Below are 16756 nucleotides of genomic sequence, written 5' to 3' on the forward strand. Positions count from 1 at the left end.
AGCACGTAAATGAGCTTCGGCGCCGATGAAGAAATCCTTCAGGATTTCCTGGTAGAAGCCGGCGAGATTCTTGAGCAACTGTCCGAACAACTGGTCGAGCTGGAAAGCCGACCCGATGATGCCGATTTGCTCAACGCGATCTTTCGTGGTTTTCACACTGTAAAAGGGGGCGCCGGCTTCCTCCAGCTCAACGAGCTGGTGGAGTGCTGCCATATCGCCGAAAACGTCTTCGATATCCTGCGCAAGGGCGAGCGCCGGGTGGATTCCGAGCTGATGGATGTCGTGCTCGAAGCACTGGACACCGTCAACCACATGTTCAGCGAGGTGCGTGAGCGCCACGACGTCACCCCAGCGACCCCTGAGTTGCTGGAGGCCCTGGCGCGTTTGGCTGAACCTGCACCGATAGGTGTGCCCGTCGTGGCCGTAGTGGCAGCGGTGGATCAGGCTCAGGAGCCTGGCGACATCACCGACAGTGAGTTCGAACAACTGCTGGATTCACTCAGTGCGGTCAAGGCCCAGGCCGAGGCGCCTGCTCCTTCCCCTGCGGTGGAGCCAGCCCATGATGAAATCACCGACGAAGAATTCGAAGCCCTGCTCGATCAGTTGCATGGCAAGGGCCAGTTCGCCCCTGCGGCGCTCAGTGAGCCGCAGATACCTGCACCGGTGGCCCCGGCACCCGACAGCAGCGAAATCACCGACGATGAATTTGAAGCCTTGCTGGACCAGTTGCACGGCAAGGGCAAGTTCGAGCCCGCTGCAGTCGCAGCCCCTGCGCCCCAGCACCGCGAGACCGCCGTTGCCCAGCCCAAGCCGCAGGCCCAGCCCGAGCCCGTTCGTGCGCCGGCTGCCCGGGCGCCGGTGGTGGAAAAACCGGTGGCCAGCGAAGTCGAGACCACGGTGCGGGTCGACACGGCGCGCCTGGACGAAATCATGAACATGGTCGGAGAGCTGGTGCTGGTGCGTAACCGCCTGGTCCGCCTGGGCCTCAACAGCAGCGACGAGGCCATGTCCAAGGCCGTGTCGAACCTGGATGTGGTCACGGCCGACTTGCAGACCGCGGTCATGAAGACCCGCATGCAACCGATCAAGAAAGTGTTCGGGCGCTTCCCTCGGTTGGTACGCGACCTGGCCCGGCAACTGAAAAAAGAGATCAACCTTGAACTGGTCGGCGAAGAAACCGACCTGGACAAGAACCTCGTCGAAGCCCTGGCCGACCCGTTGGTGCACTTGGTGCGCAACGCCGTCGACCACGGCATCGAGACGCCAGAAGAGCGTGAAGCCGCGGGCAAGCCGCGCGGTGGCCGGGTGGTGTTGTCGGCGGAGCAGGAGGGTGACCACATTCTCTTGTCGATCTCCGACGACGGCAAGGGCATGGACCCTGCCATCCTGCGCGCCAAGGCCGTGGAAAAAGGCCTGATGGACCGTGATGCGGCTGAGCGCCTGAGCGAATCAGAATGCTACAACCTGATCTTCGCTCCCGGCTTCTCGACCAAGACCGAGATCTCCGATGTGTCCGGCCGTGGTGTCGGCATGGACGTGGTCAAGACCAAGATTGCCCAGCTCAACGGCTCGATCAATATCTTCTCGGCCAAGGGCCAGGGCTCGAAAATCGTCATCAAGGTGCCGCTGACCCTGGCGATCATGCCGACCCTGATGGTCATGCTCGCCAACCAGGCGTTCGCCTTCCCGCTGGTCAACGTCAACGAAATCTTCCACCTGGACCTGTCGCGCACCAACGTGGTCGACGGCCAGGAAGTGGTGATCGTGCGCGACAAGGCGCTGCCGCTGTTCTACCTCAAGCGCTGGCTGGTGGCTTCGGCCAAGCATGAAGAGCAGCGCGAAGGGCATGTGGTGATCGTGTCGGTGGGGACCCAGCGCATCGGTTTTGTCGTCGACCAACTGGTGGGCCAGGAAGAAGTGGTCATCAAGCCGCTGGGCAAGATGCTCCAGGGGACACCGGGCATGTCCGGCGCCACCATTACCGGTGACGGCCGCATCGCCCTGATCCTCGATGTTCCGAGCATGCTCAAGCGTTACGCGACGCGGCGTATTTGATCCCGGTGGCGCGGCCTTCGGGCCGTGCCCCTCAATGGAGTGTTTATGGCAGTCAAAGTCCTGGTGGTGGATGATTCGGGTTTTTTCCGCCGCCGCGTCTCGGAGATTCTCTCCACCGATCCCGCTATCCAGGTCGTGGGTACCGCCACCAATGGCAAGGAAGCGATCGACCAGGCCCTGGCGCTCAAGCCGGACGTCATCACCATGGACTACGAGATGCCGTTGATGGACGGCATTACCGCCGTGCGGCATATCATGCAGCGCTGCCCGACCCCGGTGTTGATGTTTTCCTCGCTGACCCATGAAGGCGCTCGCGTCACCCTCGATGCGCTGGATGCCGGTGCGGTCGATTACCTGCCGAAAAACTTCGAAGACATTTCGCGCAACCCCGAGAAGGTCAAGCAACTGCTGTGCGAGAAAGTCCATACCCTTTCGCGCAGCAACCGCCGTTTCAGTGGCTACAGCCAGCCTGTGGCAGCCCCCGCCACACCCATCAGCAGCCTGTACAGCAGCAGTGTGCCGAGCCGGGCGGCGACCTTGCCCAGCAGGGTCTCGACGCCTTCTGTGCCGACGTCGCCGGCCCCTAAGCGCAAGGCCTATCGCCTGGTGGCTATCGGCACCTCAACGGGTGGCCCGGTGGCCTTGCAGCGAGTGCTGACCCAGCTGCCCGCCAACTTTCCGGCACCGATTGTCTTGATCCAGCACATGCCCGCGGCCTTTACCAAGGCGTTTGCCGAACGCCTGGATAAACTCTGCCGCATCAAGGTCAAGGAAGCCGAAGATGGCGACATTCTGCGTCCGGGCCTGGCCCTGCTGGCGCCGGGTGGCAAGCAGTTGATGATCGACGGGCGCGGGGCCGTGAAGATCCTGCCCGGTGACGATCGCCTGAACTACAAGCCTTCTGTGGACATCACCTTCGGCTCGGCTGCCAAGTCCTATGGCGACAAAGTGCTGGCGGTGGTGTTGACCGGCATGGGCGCGGACGGTCGTGAAGGCGCGCGCCTGCTCAAGCAAAGTGGCAGCCATATCTGGGCTCAGGACGAAGCCAGTTGCGTGATCTATGGCATGCCCATGGCCATCGTCAAAGCCAACCTCGCCGATGCGATCTACGGCTTGGATGAGATCGGTCGGCACCTGGTCGAGGCCTGCGTGTAATGGATGTACTTAGCCTGATCGGCCTGATTCTGGCCTTCGTCGCCATCGTCGGCGGCAACTACCTGGAAGGCGGGCACCTGTCGGCGCTGCTCAATGGTCCTGCCGCCTTGATCGTGCTGGGCGGTACCCTGGCGGCGTCGCTGTTGCAGTCCCCGATGCCGGCCTTCAAGCGCGCCTTGCAGATCGTGGGCTGGATTCTGTTCCCGCCGCGCATCGACCTGGCCGGTGGCATCGACCGAGTGGTGAGCTGGAGCCTGACCGCTCGCAAGGAAGGCTTGCTGGGCCTTGAATCCGTGGCTGAAACCGAGCTGGACAGCTACGCCCGCAAAGGCCTGCAGTTGCTGGTAGACGGGGCCGAACCCGAGGCGATCCGCAGCATCCTGGAGGTGGATATCGATACCCAGGAAAACCGCGATGTGCAGGCAGCCAAGGTGTTCGAAAGCATGGGCGGCTACGCGCCGACCATCGGCATCATCGGCGCGGTCATGGGGTTGATCCATGTGATGGGCAACCTGGCCGACCCGACGCAATTGGGTAATGGCATCGCCGTAGCCTTTGTCGCCACCATCTACGGTGTGGCCAGTGCCAACCTGATATTGCTGCCCATGGCCAGCAAGCTCAAGAACATTGCCCATCGCCAGACGCGCTACCGGGAAATGCTCCTGGAAGGCATTTTGTCGATCGCCGAGGGTGAGAACCCGCGCTCGATCGAACTGAAGCTTCAGGGCTTCATGGAGTAACGCATGGCCCGTCGTCGCCGCACTGAAGAACACGTCAATCACGAGCGCTGGCTGGTGTCGTATGCCGACTTCATCACGCTGCTGTTTGCCTTCTTTGTGGTGATGTATTCGATCTCGTCGATCAACGAAGGTAAATACAAGGTTCTGTCCCAGGCGCTGATCGGCGTGTTCAATGACCCCGAGCGCAGTCTGCGGCCGATTCCCATCGGTGACGAGCATCCGCTGACGGTCAAGCCCGCCGAGGCGCTGGTCAAGGACAGCGAACAAGCGGATGCGGGTCTTGCGCAATCGCCCGCCGAGCCGCTGCAAACCATCGCCCAGGACATGCGCGAGGCCTTTGGCGACTTGATCAAGTCCAACCAGGTGACGGTGCGCGGCAATGAGCTGTGGATCGAGATCGAATTGAACTCGGCGCTGCTGTTTGGCAGCGGCGATGCGATGCCCAGCGACAAGGCCTTCAGCATCATCGAGAAGGTTGCGAAGATCCTCAACCCCTACGGCAACCCCGTGCACGTTGAAGGCTTTACCGATAACCAGCCGATCCGCACGGCTCAGTACCCGACCAACTGGGAGCTGTCGTCGGCGCGGGCGGCGAGCATTGTCCGTTTATTGGCGATGGAAGGGGTGAGCCCTGGGCGCATGGCGTCGGTGGGGTATGGAGAGTTCCAGCCGGTGACCAGTAACGACACGGCTGCAGGCCGGGCGCGCAATCGCCGGGTGGTGCTGGTGATTTCCCGCAACCTGGAAGTGCGCCGCAGCCTGACCGGTACCGGCACGGCCAATGCAACGCCGGATGCGGCCTTGAAGCGTGCTGGCACACAAACTGCACCTTCGGGGCAAACGCCGCCGGTGAGAAGTGGGTCCGTCAATTCCCCGTCACCGGCCTTATAACGTGTCTCGGCACGGCACTCGATCCGGCCGGCAGGAAAGCGCAATGAGAGTCTGGGCAGTCGCCAATCAAAAAGGAGGGGTCGGTAAAACCACCACCTCCATCGCCCTGGCCGGCTTGTTGGCCGAGGCGGGCAAGCGCGTGGTCGTGATCGACCTCGACCCGCACGGCTCGATGACCAGCTATTTTGGGCACAACCCCGATTTGCTCGAGCACAGCTGCTACGACCTGTTCCTGCACAAGGGCAATGTGCCCGAGGGGTTGGCCGGGCAACTGTTGCTGTCCACCAGCGACGAAAAAATATCGTTGTTGCCCTCCAGCACTGCCTTGGCCGTGCTGGAGCGTCAATCTCCCGGCAAAAATGGCCTGGGCCTGGTGATCGCTAAAAGCCTGGCACAGCTGTGGGACGACTTCGACTACGCGATCATCGACTGCCCGCCACTGTTGGGTGTGCTGATGGTCAATGCCTTGGCGGCCTGCGAGCAACTGGTGATACCGGTGCAAACCGAATTCCTGGCGGTCAAGGGGCTGGAGCAGATGGTCAGGACCTTGGCGATGATCAACCGGTCGCGTAAGCAGTCCTTGCTGTTTCATATTGTGCCGACCCTGTTCGACCGCCGCACCCAGGCGTCCATTGGTACGCTTCGCGAGCTGCACGACAATTTCCCCGACCATACCTGGCAAGGCTATATCCCGGTCGATACCCGCCTGCGCGATGCCAGCCGAGCCGGGCAGACGCCGTCGCAGTTCGACGGCAAGAGCCGGGGCGTCATTGCCTATCGGGCCTTGCTCAAGCACTTATTGGCCCAGCAACTTCTGGGGCAGGTGGCTTGATGAACCGTCCGGCTTCGATCACCAGCCGTCCGCAATTGGCGTTGCAATCCTATCTGGATGGGTTGCTGCAGGAAGCCACTGACGTCATTGACGTCGTCGAGGCGCAGGTTGAAGTGGTGCTTGAACCGACGATCGAATCACCGCAAGTGCCCGTCGTCGAGTGGGTTGAGCCGGTGGTGGACGTTCATTTGCCCGCGGCGACCGCGCCGCGCCTGACCGCCGACGGTCGCCCGGAGTGGGCCGCCGAACCGTTCGAGTGCCTGTTGTTCGAAGTGGCCGGGCTGACCCTGGCGGTGCCACTGGTGTGCCTGGGTTCGATCTATTCGCTGCAAGGGCAGGCGTTGACACCGCTGTTTGGCCAACCGGATTGGTTTCTCGGCATCCTGCCCAGCCAGCGCGGCAACCTGAAGGTGCTTGACACCGCCCGCTGGGTGATGCCCGAGCGCTACCACGAGGATTTCCAGCAGGGCCTGCAATTCGTGATTTCAGTGCAGGGCTATGAATGGGGGCTGGCGGTGCATCAGGTCAGCCGCTCGCTGCGCCTGGACCCGGCCGAGATCAAGTGGCGTACCCAGCGCGGCCAGCGGCCCTGGTTGGCGGGCACCGTCATCGAACATATGTGCGCCTTGCTGGACGTTGCTCAACTGGCCGAACTGATCGCCAGCGGTGCGGTGCGCCAGATGCCGCAAGGCGCGTGCCACACACAATGACCGCCGCACCTTGCGGCACACCGGCAACATTTCGGATTTTGAGGAGTTAGGGTATGAATAAGTCGTCTGCACAAGGTTCCGAAGATCCGATTCTGCAATGGGTGACCTTCCGCCTGGACAACGAAACCTACGGCATCAACGTGATGCAGGTCCAGGAAGTCCTGCGCTACACCGAAATCGCCCCGGTGCCGGGTGCGCCGAGCTACGTGCTGGGCATCATCAACCTGCGCGGCAACGTGGTGACCGTGATCGACACCCGCCAGCGCTTCGGCCTGGCCCCGAGCGACGTCAGCGATAACACCCGCATCGTCATCATCGAAGCCGACAAGCAAGTGGTGGGCATTCTGGTCGACAGCGTTGCCGAGGTGGTTTACCTGCGTCAGTCAGAAGTCGAGACGGCGCCGAACGTGGGCAACGAAGAGTCGGCCAAGTTTATCCAGGGCGTGTGCAACAAGAATGGCGAACTGCTGATTCTGGTTGAGCTGGACAAAATGATGACCGAAGAAGAATGGTCCGAGCTGGAGAATATCTGATTGATCTTCGAGGTGGCGGTGCTTGTGCTGGGCATCCTCTGGGCCGGGACCTTGTGGATGTTTATGTCCTACAGCAAAAACCAGCGGCTGATCGCAGCGCAGCAAGCCGAGGGCGATGCGCTGCGTGACCAGCGCCTTCGCGAGCTGGTCAAGCGGGTGGATGACTACCAGAACATTTGTGTGCGCATGGGCGACGAACTGCATGAGTTGCGTGCGATGGTTGAGCCATTACCGGACAAACTGCTGCAGATCGAGCAGCGCGACCCTAGCAGCTTGTCCTATTCCCAGGCGGCCAAGCTGGTGGGGATGGGCGCCAGTATCGACGAACTGACCCAGGCCTGCGGCTTGACCCAGGCCGAGGCCGAGTTGATGAGCAAAATACACAAAAGCTGAGGCTTTGGGGTGGCGGTGCACACACTGTCCGCCTTGGTTTTTTCTTTGTTATTGAGATCGCGCGCCGCCCGCGCGGCGCATTCGCCGGCTAAAGCCGGCTCCCACATTGGTTGCAACGTGCCATGGCCTGTGAGAGTGGAGTTGTCAGCCACGCGCCCCCCCCGAAATCACAAAAATCTAAAGCCGAACTACCAAGGCTAACAACCCCAACCCCACAGGCCATGGCACGTTGCAAAAAATGTGGGAGTCGGCTTTAGCCGGCGAATGCGCCGCGCGGGCGGCGCTCGATTTGGGCAACAGCACAAAACCCAAGGCAAGCGCCTGGAGGCCCTGATACGGGCCAAGCCTATCCCGGTGTGATATCCCGCTCCACCCCCGGCTCCTGCGCCACAAACCCCGCCGGCATCTTGCCTTTCAAATGCCAGGCAAAGGCAATGATCTCGGCAATGGTGCGGTACAACTCCTCCGGTATCCGATCACCCAGCTCCAGGCGCGCCAGCAGCTTGACCAGCTCGGCGTTCTCGTAGATCGGCACTTCATAATCCCGGGCAATGGCCAGGATCGCTTCTGCCAGCGCGTCGTCGCCCTTGGCCGTCAGGGTGGGGGCCTGTTGGCCGTCGTAGCTCAGGGCGATGGCCTGGCGCGGTGTTGGCTCGGTCATGCGGTTTCATCCACCCAGCGTTGGTGCAATTGTGTTCGCGGCCCCTGGGGTGGGGTGCCCAGGTGGCAGTCCAGTTCGCCAACGGTGAGGCCGCAGGCCACCAGGCGCTCACGCAAGTAATTCAAGTGGCTGTCGATCAGGCGGGCTGTGGCCGGGTGTTCGGCCCACAGTTGGCTGGACAGGCTGCCACGCACCAGTTGCGCCTGGACCTGCATCGGCCCCAATGGGTGAACGTCGAAGGCCAGGTCTACGCGCCACAACAGCTCCTTGGCGTCGCGACGCCCGCGATCGGGGTGGGATGGTTGCTCCGGTGTTTCCTCACGTTGCAATTTGACCTGCAAGGGCAGGATGTCTTGCTGCGAACGCATGGGGATTTCCAGTTGCCAGGTGGTCAACAGGTTGCCATCGGGCGTGGTGCCGGTTTTTTCCAGGCTGCTCAATTGATGGGTCTGCAGGCGCGAGACGGCGGCGGCGGCCAGTTTGAGCAGGTGTTCAAGGTCATCGTCGCCGGCATTTTTCAGCAGCTTGGCCGGAAGTGGAAAACCACCCGCCGGGCCGCGGGTGCTCACCTGGCCGAGCATGCCCAAGGCACTGCGAACCATTGCGGGGAGTACCTGGGCCAGGGTGCTGCTGGCCACAGTAGGATTGAACGCGGTATTGGCCGGCAACCCTGGCAGGATCTGCGCTACCAGCCGCAACAGATGAGCCTTTAAGTCGGTGGCTTGGAGGGTGCCGCCGCCAAGCAGGCTGGCTTCCAGAAACACGCCACTGGCGGCCAGCGCCTGGGCCACGCCACGGGCCTCGCCCAGTTGGCGGATATCGGGCAGGCTGGCGATCAGCTTGTCGGCACTGGCGCGCACATCATCCGGTAGCGCGTCGCTGTCCTGCAGGCGTTGCAAGGCTGCGAACAGGCCCTCGATCGATCCTTGGCGGCTTTGTTGGGCACTGAGGTTTTGCACCAGCGCCAATTGATCCAGACGCCCGCTCAAGGGCACGAACGACAATTGTTGCGGCCCTTGCACCCTGGCGCTGAGCAAGCTGCCCAAGGCCAGCGGGCGAGGGCTGTCCAGGCTCAGGGTGGCACCCGCCTGGGCGGTGTTGAGCACACTGAGCAAGGCCCGATACACCGCGGGTTGGCCTGTCGGCTGGGGCAGCAATTGGGAGGTCAGCACTTTGCCTTGCAGCAGTGTGCCAACCGGCAGTTGCTTGATGTCCAATGAGGTCAACGCGGCGACATTGTTGTTGCTCGCCTGTTGCAGCAGTACGGCCAGGCTGTCGTTGGAAGCGCGGGTAACCGTCACCTGTGTGCCTTGCAGCAGCGGCGCCAGGCTCGACGCCTGAACGTTGGTCTGGCGACCATTGGCCAGCGTCAGGCGCAGCAGCAGTTGAAAGGTCTGTGCGGTCTGCTTGAGGTCCATGACTTCGGCGCTCGCGCTTTCGCCCACCGCCAGTGTGCCCGGCAGTGGCTGGAGCAATTTGAGCAGCTCGCCGGTGTTCGCTGCAGAACGCGTCGCAGACGCTGTCGGCAGCGGGCCGTTGAGGCTGTTGATTTCACTCGTCATCGCGTCCGACCTGTGGAAAATTGCACGCTTGGCCGGCGGACATGGCATGTATAATGCGGCCCGAATCGACCTTCGAAGGTGTCTGATTCTTCTATAACGGCCGAGCGGCGGCCGACTTGAACCGTATAGCAAAAACCATAAGGCGAACCCGTGACTCCTCATCTCCAAGCCGTGATGCTTGCGTGCGAGCGCGACTGGCGGATGCTCTTCGAGCACCTCGAATTGCAGCTCGACGCGGGCGACATGTTGCAGATCAGTGGCCCCAATGGCAGTGGCAAGACCAGCCTGCTGCGCCTGCTTTGCGGCCTTATGGAACCCACTCACGGCCAAGTACTGCTGCAAGGTCGGCCATTGGCCGAACAGCGCACAGAACTTGCGCGGGGGCTATTGTGGATCGGCCACGCCGCAGGCATAAAGGATCTGCTGAGCCCCGAAGAGAACCTCGCCTGGCTCTGCGCCTTGCACCAACCGGCTAACCGCGACGCTATCTGGAAGGCACTGGAAGCCGTCGGGCTGCGCGGTTTCGAAGACGTTCCCTGTCATACCCTGTCGGCCGGCCAGCAACGCCGCGTGGCCCTGGCGCGACTGTATCTGGACAGCCCGCCGCTGTGGATTCTCGACGAGCCTTTCACCGCCCTCGACAAACAAGGCGTGGCCCAGCTTGAGCAGCATCTGGCCCAGCACTGCGAGCAAGGTGGGATGGTGGTGCTGACCACGCACCACACGCTCGATATCGTGCCTGCCGGTTATCGGAATATTGATCTGGGGCATTGGTCCGTATGAGTGTTTTTGCGTTACTGGTCAGGCGTGAAGCACGCCTGTTGTGCCGCCGCCCCGCGGAGCTTGCCAACCCACTGGTATTCTTCGCCATCGTGATTGCGTTGTTCCCATTGGCGGTCGGTCCCGAAACTCAATTGTTGCAAACCTTGTCGCCAGGGCTGGTGTGGGTCGCGGCACTATTGTCCGTGCTGCTCTCGCTGGACGGGCTGTTTCGCAGTGATTTCGAGGATGGATCGCTGGAACAGTGGGTGCTTTCGCCGCATCCGCTGGCCCTTCTGGTGTTGGCCAAGGTACTGGCACACTGGGCGTTCTCGGGCCTGGCGCTGGTATTGCTGGCACCCCTGTTGGCACTGATGTTGGGCTTGCCAGCGGCGTGTTTGCCGGTATTGTTGGCATCCCTGTTATTGGGCACTCCGGTGCTCAGCCTGCTGGGCGCGGTCGGTGCCGCGCTGACGGTGGGTTTGAAACGCGGTGGCCTGTTGCTGGCACTGCTTATTTTGCCTTTATATATCCCGGTATTGATCCTCGGCAGCGGCGCCCTGCAGGCAGCCTTGCAAGGTATGCCGGCCACCGGTTATCTGCTCTGGCTCGCAAGCTTGATGGCCCTGGCAGTAACCCTGGCACCCTTTGCAATAGCTGCTGGCCTGAAGATCAGCGTCGGCGAATAATAAAAGGAGCTGGGCCCCGTGTCCCGGCTAAGACCCTGGATTTACCGTAATGAAAAACAGCGTAATCAGCTGGACGTGGTTTCATAAACTGGGTTCACCCAAGTGGTTCTATGGCATCAGCGGTCGCCTGCTGCCGTGGCTCGCTATTGCAGCGGCCCTGTTTATCGGGGTGGGCATCGTCTGGGGGCTGGTCTTTGCCCCACAGGACTACCAGCAAGGCAACAGCTTTCGTATCATCTATATCCATGTGCCGGCCGCCATGCTGGCCCAATCCTGCTACGTGATGCTGGCCGTGGCGGGCGTGGTCGGGCTGGTCTGGAAAATGAAAATCGCTGACATCGCCCTGCAATGCGGTGCTCCGATTGGTGCCTGGATGACCGCCGTGGCGCTGGTCACCGGCGCTATCTGGGGCAAGCCGACCTGGGGCAGTTGGTGGGTCTGGGATGCCCGCCTGACGTCGATGCTGATCCTGCTGTTTCTGTACTTCGGTCTTATTGCCCTGGGCCGGGCGATCAGCAATCGTGACAGCGCGGCCAAGGCCTGCGCGGTGCTGGCGATTGTCGGCGTGATCAACATCCCGATCATCAAGTACTCGGTGGAGTGGTGGAACACCCTGCACCAGGGCGCCACCTTCACCCTGACCGAAAAACCGGCAATGCCAGCCGAGATGTGGCTGCCCTTGCTGCTGACGGCGCTGGGCTTCTATTGCTTTTTCGGCGCTATGCTGCTGGTGCGCATGCGCCTTGAAGTGCTCAAGCGCGAAGTGCGCAGCAGTTGGGCCCAAGCCGAAGTGCTACGGGCCCTTGGGCGGGAGGCCGCACAATGAAGTTTGCGTCGTTCAGTGAGTTCCTGGCCATGGGGCATCATGGTCTGTATGTCTGGTCGGCCTATGGGATCTGCCTGTTGGTGTTGTTGATCAACGTCACCGGCCCCCTGGTCTCCAAACGCCGTTACCTGGAACAAGAGGCGCGTCGGCTGCGTCGGGAGATACGCAAGTGAATCCGCTGCGCAAGAAACGTCTGTTTATCATCCTCGGGTTGTTGGCTGGAGTCGGCATCGCCGTGGCCCTGGCGCTCAGCGCCCTGCAACAGAACATCAACCTGTTCTACACCCCCACCCAGATTGCCAACGGCGAAGCGCCGCTGGACACTCGCATCCGCGCTGGCGGCATGGTCGAGAAGGGTTCGCTGCAACGCTCTGGTGATTCGCTGGACGTGCGCTTCGTGGTCACCGACTTCAATAAATCCGTGCCGATCACTTACCGCGGCATCCTCCCGGACCTGTTCCGTGAAGGGCAGGGCATCGTCGCCCTGGGCAAGCTCAATGCCGAGGGCGTGGTGGTGGCGGACGAGGTGCTGGCCAAACACGATGAAAAATACATGCCACCGGAAGTGACCAAGGCGCTCAAGGAGAGTGGCCAGGCCGCCCCGGCGCCCGCTTCGACACCGGCCAAGCAGGGGTAATGCCATGACTGCCTCATTGATGATCCCCGAACTTGGCCACCTGGCCCTGACCCTGGCGCTGTGCTTTGCCGTCGTGCAGGCAACCCTGCCGCTGCTAGGCGCCTGGCGTGGCGACCGGCTCTGGATGAGCCTGGCCCAGCCGGCCGCCTGGGGCCAGTTCGCCTTTTTGGCCTTTGCCTTTGGCTGTTTGACCTACGCCTTCATGATCGACGATTTCTCCGTTGCTTATGTCGCCAGCAACTCCAACAGCGCCTTGCCGTGGTACTACAAGTTCAGCGCCGTATGGGGTGCCCACGAAGGCTCGTTGCTGCTGTGGGCCTTGATTCTGGGCGGCTGGACCTTTGCCGTGTCGATCTTCTCCCGCCAGTTGCCGCAAGAGATGCTTGCCCGCGTGCTGGCCGTGATGGGCATGATCAGCATCGGTTTTCTGCTGTTTCTGATCATGACCTCCAACCCCTTCGAGCGCATTTTGCCGCAGGTGCCGATGGATGGGCGCGACCTCAATCCGTTGCTGCAAGACATCGGCCTGATCGTCCACCCACCGATGCTGTACATGGGCTATGTCGGCTTCTCCGTGGCCTTCGCCTTTGCCATCGCCGCCTTGCTGGGCGGGCGCCTGGATGCGGCCTGGGCACGCTGGTCGCGGCCCTGGACCATCGTCGCCTGGGCCTTCCTGGGCATTGGTATCACCCTGGGCTCCTGGTGGGCTTATTACGAGCTGGGCTGGGGTGGCTGGTGGTTCTGGGACCCGGTGGAAAACGCCTCGTTTATGCCCTGGTTGGTGGGTACGGCGCTGATTCACTCGTTGGCGGTCACTGAAAAACGTGGCGTGTTCAAGAGTTGGACGGTGTTGTTGGCCATCGCTGCCTTTTCGCTGAGCCTGCTGGGCACCTTCCTGGTGCGTTCCGGGGTGCTGACCTCGGTGCATGCCTTTGCTTCGGACCCGGCCCGTGGCGTGTTTATCCTGATTTTCCTGCTGTGCGTGGTCGGCGGCTCGCTGGCGTTGTTCGCCGTGCGTGCGCCGGTGGTCAAGAGCCAGGTCGGCTTTGGCCTGTGGTCGCGGGAAACGCTGTTGCTGGGCAATAACCTGGTGCTGGTGGTCGCCGCCTCGATGATTCTGCTCGGCACCCTGTACCCGCTGGTGCTTGACGCCCTGACCGGCGCCAAGCTGTCGGTCGGCCCACCGTACTTCAATGCCTTGTTTGTGCCGCTGATCGGCCTGTTGATGGTGGTCATGGCGGTGGGCGTGCTGGTGCGCTGGAAAGACACCCCGCTCAAATGGCTGGCCGGCATGCTCACGCCGGTGCTGATCGGCAGCGCGGTGATTGCGCCGCTGGCGAGCCTGATGGTCGATGATTTCGACTGGCCGGTGATGACCACCTTCGCCCTGGCGGCGTGGATTGCCTTGGCGGGTGTGCGCGACATTTTCGACAAGACTCGCCACAAGGGCCTGATCAAGGGCATCCGTGGCTTCAATCTCAGCTACTGGGGCATGCATGTGGCGCATATCGGCATTGCCGTGTGTGCCATGGGCGTGGTGCTGTCGAGCAGCAACAGCGCCGAACGCGACCTGCGTTTGGCGCCGGGCGAGTCAATGGAGCTGGGCGGCTACCAATTCGTTTTCGAGGGTGCCAAACATTTCGAAGGCCCCAACTTCACCTCCGACAAGGGCACGGTGCGGGTGCTGGAGAAGGGTCGCGAAATCAGTGTGCTGCACCCGGAAAAGCGCCTGTACACCGTGCAGCAATCGATGATGACCGAGGCCGGTATCGACGCAGGCTTTACCCGAGACCTGTACGTGGCCCTGGGTGAGCCCTTGGGCGAAGGCGCCTGGGCGGTGCGGGTACACGTCAAGCCGTTCGTGCGCTGGATCTGGTTCGGCGGACTGCTGACCGGCTTGGGTGGTTTGCTGGCCGCGCTGGACCCGCGTTATCGAGTCAAGGTCAAGAGCCGGGTGCGTGAAGCGCTGGGCATGAGTGGAGCGACGGCATGAAGCGTTGGATTTTGTTGTTGCCGCTGGCGTTGTTTCTGGTGGTAGCGGTGTTTCTGTATCGAGGCCTGTACCTGGACCCGGCCGAGTTGCCCTCGGCCATGATCGGTAAACCCTTCCCGGCGTTTTCCTTGCCAACCGTGCAGGGCGACAAGACCCTGAGCCAGGCCGACCTGCTCGGCAAGCCAGCGTTGGTCAACGTCTGGGGCACCTGGTGCATCTCCTGCCGGGTCGAGCACCCGGTGCTGAACAAACTGGCCCAGCAAGGCGTGGTCATCTATGGCATCAACTACAAGGATGACAACGCCGCGGCGCTCAAGTGGCTCAGCGAGTTCCACAACCCCTACCAGCTCGATATCCGTGATGAGCAAGGCACCCTGGGGCTGAACCTGGGCGTTTATGGTGCCCCGGAGACCTTCCTGATCGATGCCAAGGGCGTGATCCGTCACAAGTTCGTGGGGGTGATCGATGAGACCGTCTGGCGCGAGCAACTCGCCAGCCTCTACCAGGGCCTGGTCGACGAGGCCCGGCCATGAAGCGCTGGCTTGCCGCTGCCGTTTTGGGCTTGAGCCTGGCGGGTGTGGCCCAGGCGGCCATCGACACCTATGAATTTGCCAGCAACCGTGATCGCGAGCGGTTTCGCGAGCTGACCAAGGAACTGCGCTGCCCCAAGTGCCAGAACCAGGACATCGCCGATTCCAATGCACCGATTGCCGCGGACCTGCGCAAGGAAATCTTCCGCATGCTCGGCGAAGGCAAGAGCAATCAACAGATCATCGACTTCATGGTCGATCGCTACGGTGACTTCGTGCGCTATAAACCGGCACTGAGCTCACGCACCTGGCTGCTCTGGTTCGGCCCGGCCGGGCTGTTGCTGGGCGGCGCGGTAATGATCGCCGTGATCGTGCGCCGTCGCAGCCGGGCTTTGCCTGCCAGCGACACCGACCTTACCGATGCGCAACGTCAGCGCCTCGCCCAATTGCTGGACAAAGACCAAACCCATGATTGATTTCTGGCTTGCTGCAGGGTTGCTGTTGCTGGTGGCCTTGAGTTTTCTGTTGATCCCTGTATTGCGGGGCCGCCGTGCCCAGTTGGATGCTGACCGCACCGCCTTGAACGTCGCTCTCTATCAAGAGCGCGTGGCGGAACTGGCAGCAGAGCGTGACGAGGGGGTGTTGACCGAGGCGCAGATGGACAGCGGTCGCGCGGAAGCGGCGCGTGAATTGCTGGCCGATACCGACGGTGACCAGCAGCTTCGCGTTTCACGCCTGGGCAAGCCTTTGCCGCTGCTGGCGGCGCTGTTGGTGCCGGTGTTGGGGCTGGGCCTGTACCTGCATTTCGGGGCCAGCGACAAGGTCGAGCTGACCCGCGAATTCGCCCAGGCGCCTACGTCCATGGAAGACATGACCCGGCGCCTTGAACGGGCAGTGGCGGCTCAGCCAGACTCGGTCGAGGGTGTGTACTTTCTGGGTCGCACCTACATGACCCAGGAGCGCCCGGCCGATGCGGCCAAACTGTTCGAACGCAGCATTGCCCTGGCCGGTCGCCAGCCAGAGCTGCTCGGCCAATTGGCCCAAGCGCGCTATTTTGCCAACGGCAAACAGTGGAGCGATGAGCTGCAGGCGCTGACTGATGAAGCCTTGAAGGGCGACCCCAAGGAAGTGACCAGCCTGGGGCTGCTGGGTATCGCCGCCTTTGAAAGCGAGCGTTACCAGGATGCCATCGACCGCTGGACGCAGCTGCTCGAGCTGCTGCCCCCTGACGACAGTTCGCGCTCAGCGCTCGAGGGCGGTATCAAGCGCGCCAGCGAGCGGCTGGTGGCCAGTGGTGGCAGCGTCAAGCCAGCCCCTGCGCAAGCGGCCCAGGCGCGGATGAAAGTGCGAGTGGACCTGGCGGCCGATGCGAAGGCCAAGGTCAAGCCAGATGACAGCGTGTTTATCTTTGCCCGCGCAAGCGCAGGGCCGCCCATGCCCTTGGCGGTCAAGCGCGTGACCGTGGCAGACCTGCCGATTGAGGTGGAGCTGAGCGATGCCGACGCGATGATGCCTCAGCTCAAGCTGTCGAAATTCCCCGAGGTGCAACTGGTGGCGCGGGTATCGCGTGCAGGACAGCCGACCCAGGGCGAGTGGATCGGCCGCAGCCAGCCGCTGGCCAGCACCACCACGGCCTTGCAGCACGTGCTGATCGATACCCCAGAGCCCGTGCGTTAACTGTCCCGTAGGAGCAGACTTTAGTCGCGATGGCATCACTGCGGTCTAAGATAAACCGCGGTGATGCCATCGCGACCAAGGTCTAGGCGCCCCCGTCGCTCCTACGGGATTGA

General features: G+C 62.2%; 19 protein-coding genes. 17 read left to right on the forward strand and 2 right to left on the reverse strand.

What is annotated here, in order from left to right:
- The first annotated feature begins 9 nt into the window (after positions 1-9).
- From AC3IX4_RS08040 to AC3IX4_RS08075, 8 genes are read left to right on the forward strand one after another with little or no spacing between them, the layout of a single operon-like run.
- Positions 10-2055 carry a chemotaxis protein CheA gene (locus AC3IX4_RS08040; RefSeq protein ID WP_489260032.1) on the forward strand — a complete coding sequence of 682 codons (2046 nt, stop codon included), beginning with the start codon at positions 10-12 and terminating at the stop codon, positions 2053-2055.
- A gap of 45 nt (positions 2056-2100) precedes the next feature.
- A complete protein-coding gene (locus AC3IX4_RS08045; RefSeq protein WP_489260033.1) occupies positions 2101-3210 on the forward strand; it encodes a protein-glutamate methylesterase/protein-glutamine glutaminase in 1110 nt (369 codons plus the stop codon).
- Positions 3210-3950: a flagellar motor protein gene (locus AC3IX4_RS08050; protein WP_489260034.1), complete on the forward strand. Its 741-nt coding sequence runs from the start codon at positions 3210-3212 to the stop codon at positions 3948-3950. The genes AC3IX4_RS08045 and AC3IX4_RS08050 overlap by 1 nt, the downstream gene beginning before the upstream one ends.
- A gap of 3 nt (positions 3951-3953) precedes the next feature.
- Entirely contained in the window at positions 3954-4841 is an 888-nt protein-coding gene (motD, locus tag AC3IX4_RS08055; RefSeq protein WP_489260035.1) for a flagellar motor protein MotD, read from the forward strand.
- Positions 4842-4884: 43 nt separating this feature from the next.
- Positions 4885-5673, forward strand: coding sequence for a ParA family protein (locus AC3IX4_RS08060; protein WP_489260036.1), 789 nt, complete (start codon positions 4885-4887; stop codon positions 5671-5673).
- Positions 5673-6383, forward strand: coding sequence for a CheW domain-containing protein (locus tag AC3IX4_RS08065; RefSeq protein WP_489260037.1), 711 nt, complete (start codon positions 5673-5675; stop codon positions 6381-6383). Before AC3IX4_RS08060 ends, AC3IX4_RS08065 begins: the two co-directional genes overlap by 1 nt.
- Positions 6384-6436: 53 nt before the next feature.
- Positions 6437-6916, forward strand: a complete 480-nt coding sequence (locus AC3IX4_RS08070; RefSeq protein ID WP_489260038.1) for a chemotaxis protein CheW — start codon at positions 6437-6439, stop codon at positions 6914-6916.
- Positions 6917-7309, forward strand: a complete 393-nt coding sequence (locus tag AC3IX4_RS08075) for a DUF2802 domain-containing protein (RefSeq protein ID WP_489260039.1) — start codon at positions 6917-6919, stop codon at positions 7307-7309.
- Positions 7310-7655: 346 nt separating this feature from the next.
- Here AC3IX4_RS08075 and AC3IX4_RS08080 read toward each other — a convergent pair whose 3' ends face one another.
- Complete coding sequence (locus AC3IX4_RS08080) at positions 7656-7970, reverse strand: EscU/YscU/HrcU family type III secretion system export apparatus switch protein (protein ID WP_489260040.1); 315 nt, start codon at positions 7968-7970, stop codon at positions 7656-7658.
- Positions 7967-9532: a flagellar hook-length control protein FliK gene (fliK, locus tag AC3IX4_RS08085; protein WP_489260041.1), complete on the reverse strand. Its 1566-nt coding sequence runs from the start codon at positions 9530-9532 to the stop codon at positions 7967-7969. Before fliK ends, AC3IX4_RS08080 begins: the two co-directional genes overlap by 4 nt.
- 174 nt (positions 9533-9706) lie before the next feature.
- Here fliK and ccmA point away from each other — a divergent pair, with 174 nt between their 5' ends.
- The 9 genes from ccmA to ccmI are packed head-to-tail and all read left to right on the forward strand — an operon-like array spanning position 9707 to position 16643.
- The gene (ccmA, locus tag AC3IX4_RS08090) at positions 9707-10315 is read left to right on the forward strand and encodes a cytochrome c biogenesis heme-transporting ATPase CcmA (RefSeq protein WP_489261245.1); all 609 of its coding nucleotides are present in this window, start codon (positions 9707-9709) and stop codon (positions 10313-10315) included.
- Positions 10312-10980 carry a heme exporter protein CcmB gene (gene ccmB, locus AC3IX4_RS08095; RefSeq protein WP_489260042.1) on the forward strand — a complete coding sequence of 223 codons (669 nt, stop codon included), beginning with the start codon at positions 10312-10314 and terminating at the stop codon, positions 10978-10980. Before ccmA ends, ccmB begins: the two co-directional genes overlap by 4 nt.
- Positions 10981-11029: 49 nt before the next feature.
- A complete protein-coding gene (locus AC3IX4_RS08100; RefSeq protein WP_489260043.1) occupies positions 11030-11806 on the forward strand; it encodes a heme ABC transporter permease in 777 nt (258 codons plus the stop codon).
- Complete coding sequence (gene ccmD / locus AC3IX4_RS08105) at positions 11803-11979, forward strand: heme exporter protein CcmD (RefSeq protein ID WP_489260044.1); 177 nt, start codon at positions 11803-11805, stop codon at positions 11977-11979. The genes AC3IX4_RS08100 and ccmD overlap by 4 nt, the downstream gene beginning before the upstream one ends.
- On the forward strand, positions 11976-12443 hold the full coding sequence (ccmE, locus tag AC3IX4_RS08110) for a cytochrome c maturation protein CcmE (RefSeq protein ID WP_489260045.1): 468 nt from the start codon (positions 11976-11978) through the stop codon (positions 12441-12443). Before ccmD ends, ccmE begins: the two co-directional genes overlap by 4 nt.
- A 19-nt stretch (positions 12444-12462) precedes the next feature.
- The gene (locus AC3IX4_RS08115) at positions 12463-14436 is read left to right on the forward strand and encodes a heme lyase CcmF/NrfE family subunit (protein WP_489261246.1); all 1974 of its coding nucleotides are present in this window, start codon (positions 12463-12465) and stop codon (positions 14434-14436) included.
- A complete protein-coding gene (locus AC3IX4_RS08120; protein WP_489260046.1) occupies positions 14433-14969 on the forward strand; it encodes a DsbE family thiol:disulfide interchange protein in 537 nt (178 codons plus the stop codon). Before AC3IX4_RS08115 ends, AC3IX4_RS08120 begins: the two co-directional genes overlap by 4 nt.
- A complete protein-coding gene (locus AC3IX4_RS08125; RefSeq protein WP_489260047.1) occupies positions 14966-15442 on the forward strand; it encodes a cytochrome c-type biogenesis protein in 477 nt (158 codons plus the stop codon). Before AC3IX4_RS08120 ends, AC3IX4_RS08125 begins: the two co-directional genes overlap by 4 nt.
- Positions 15435-16643 carry a c-type cytochrome biogenesis protein CcmI gene (ccmI, locus tag AC3IX4_RS08130; protein ID WP_489260048.1) on the forward strand — a complete coding sequence of 403 codons (1209 nt, stop codon included), beginning with the start codon at positions 15435-15437 and terminating at the stop codon, positions 16641-16643. Before AC3IX4_RS08125 ends, ccmI begins: the two co-directional genes overlap by 8 nt.
- Positions 16644-16756 lie beyond the last annotated feature (113 nt).

The sequence above is a fragment of the Pseudomonas sp. KH_021 genome, assembly GCF_057838865.1.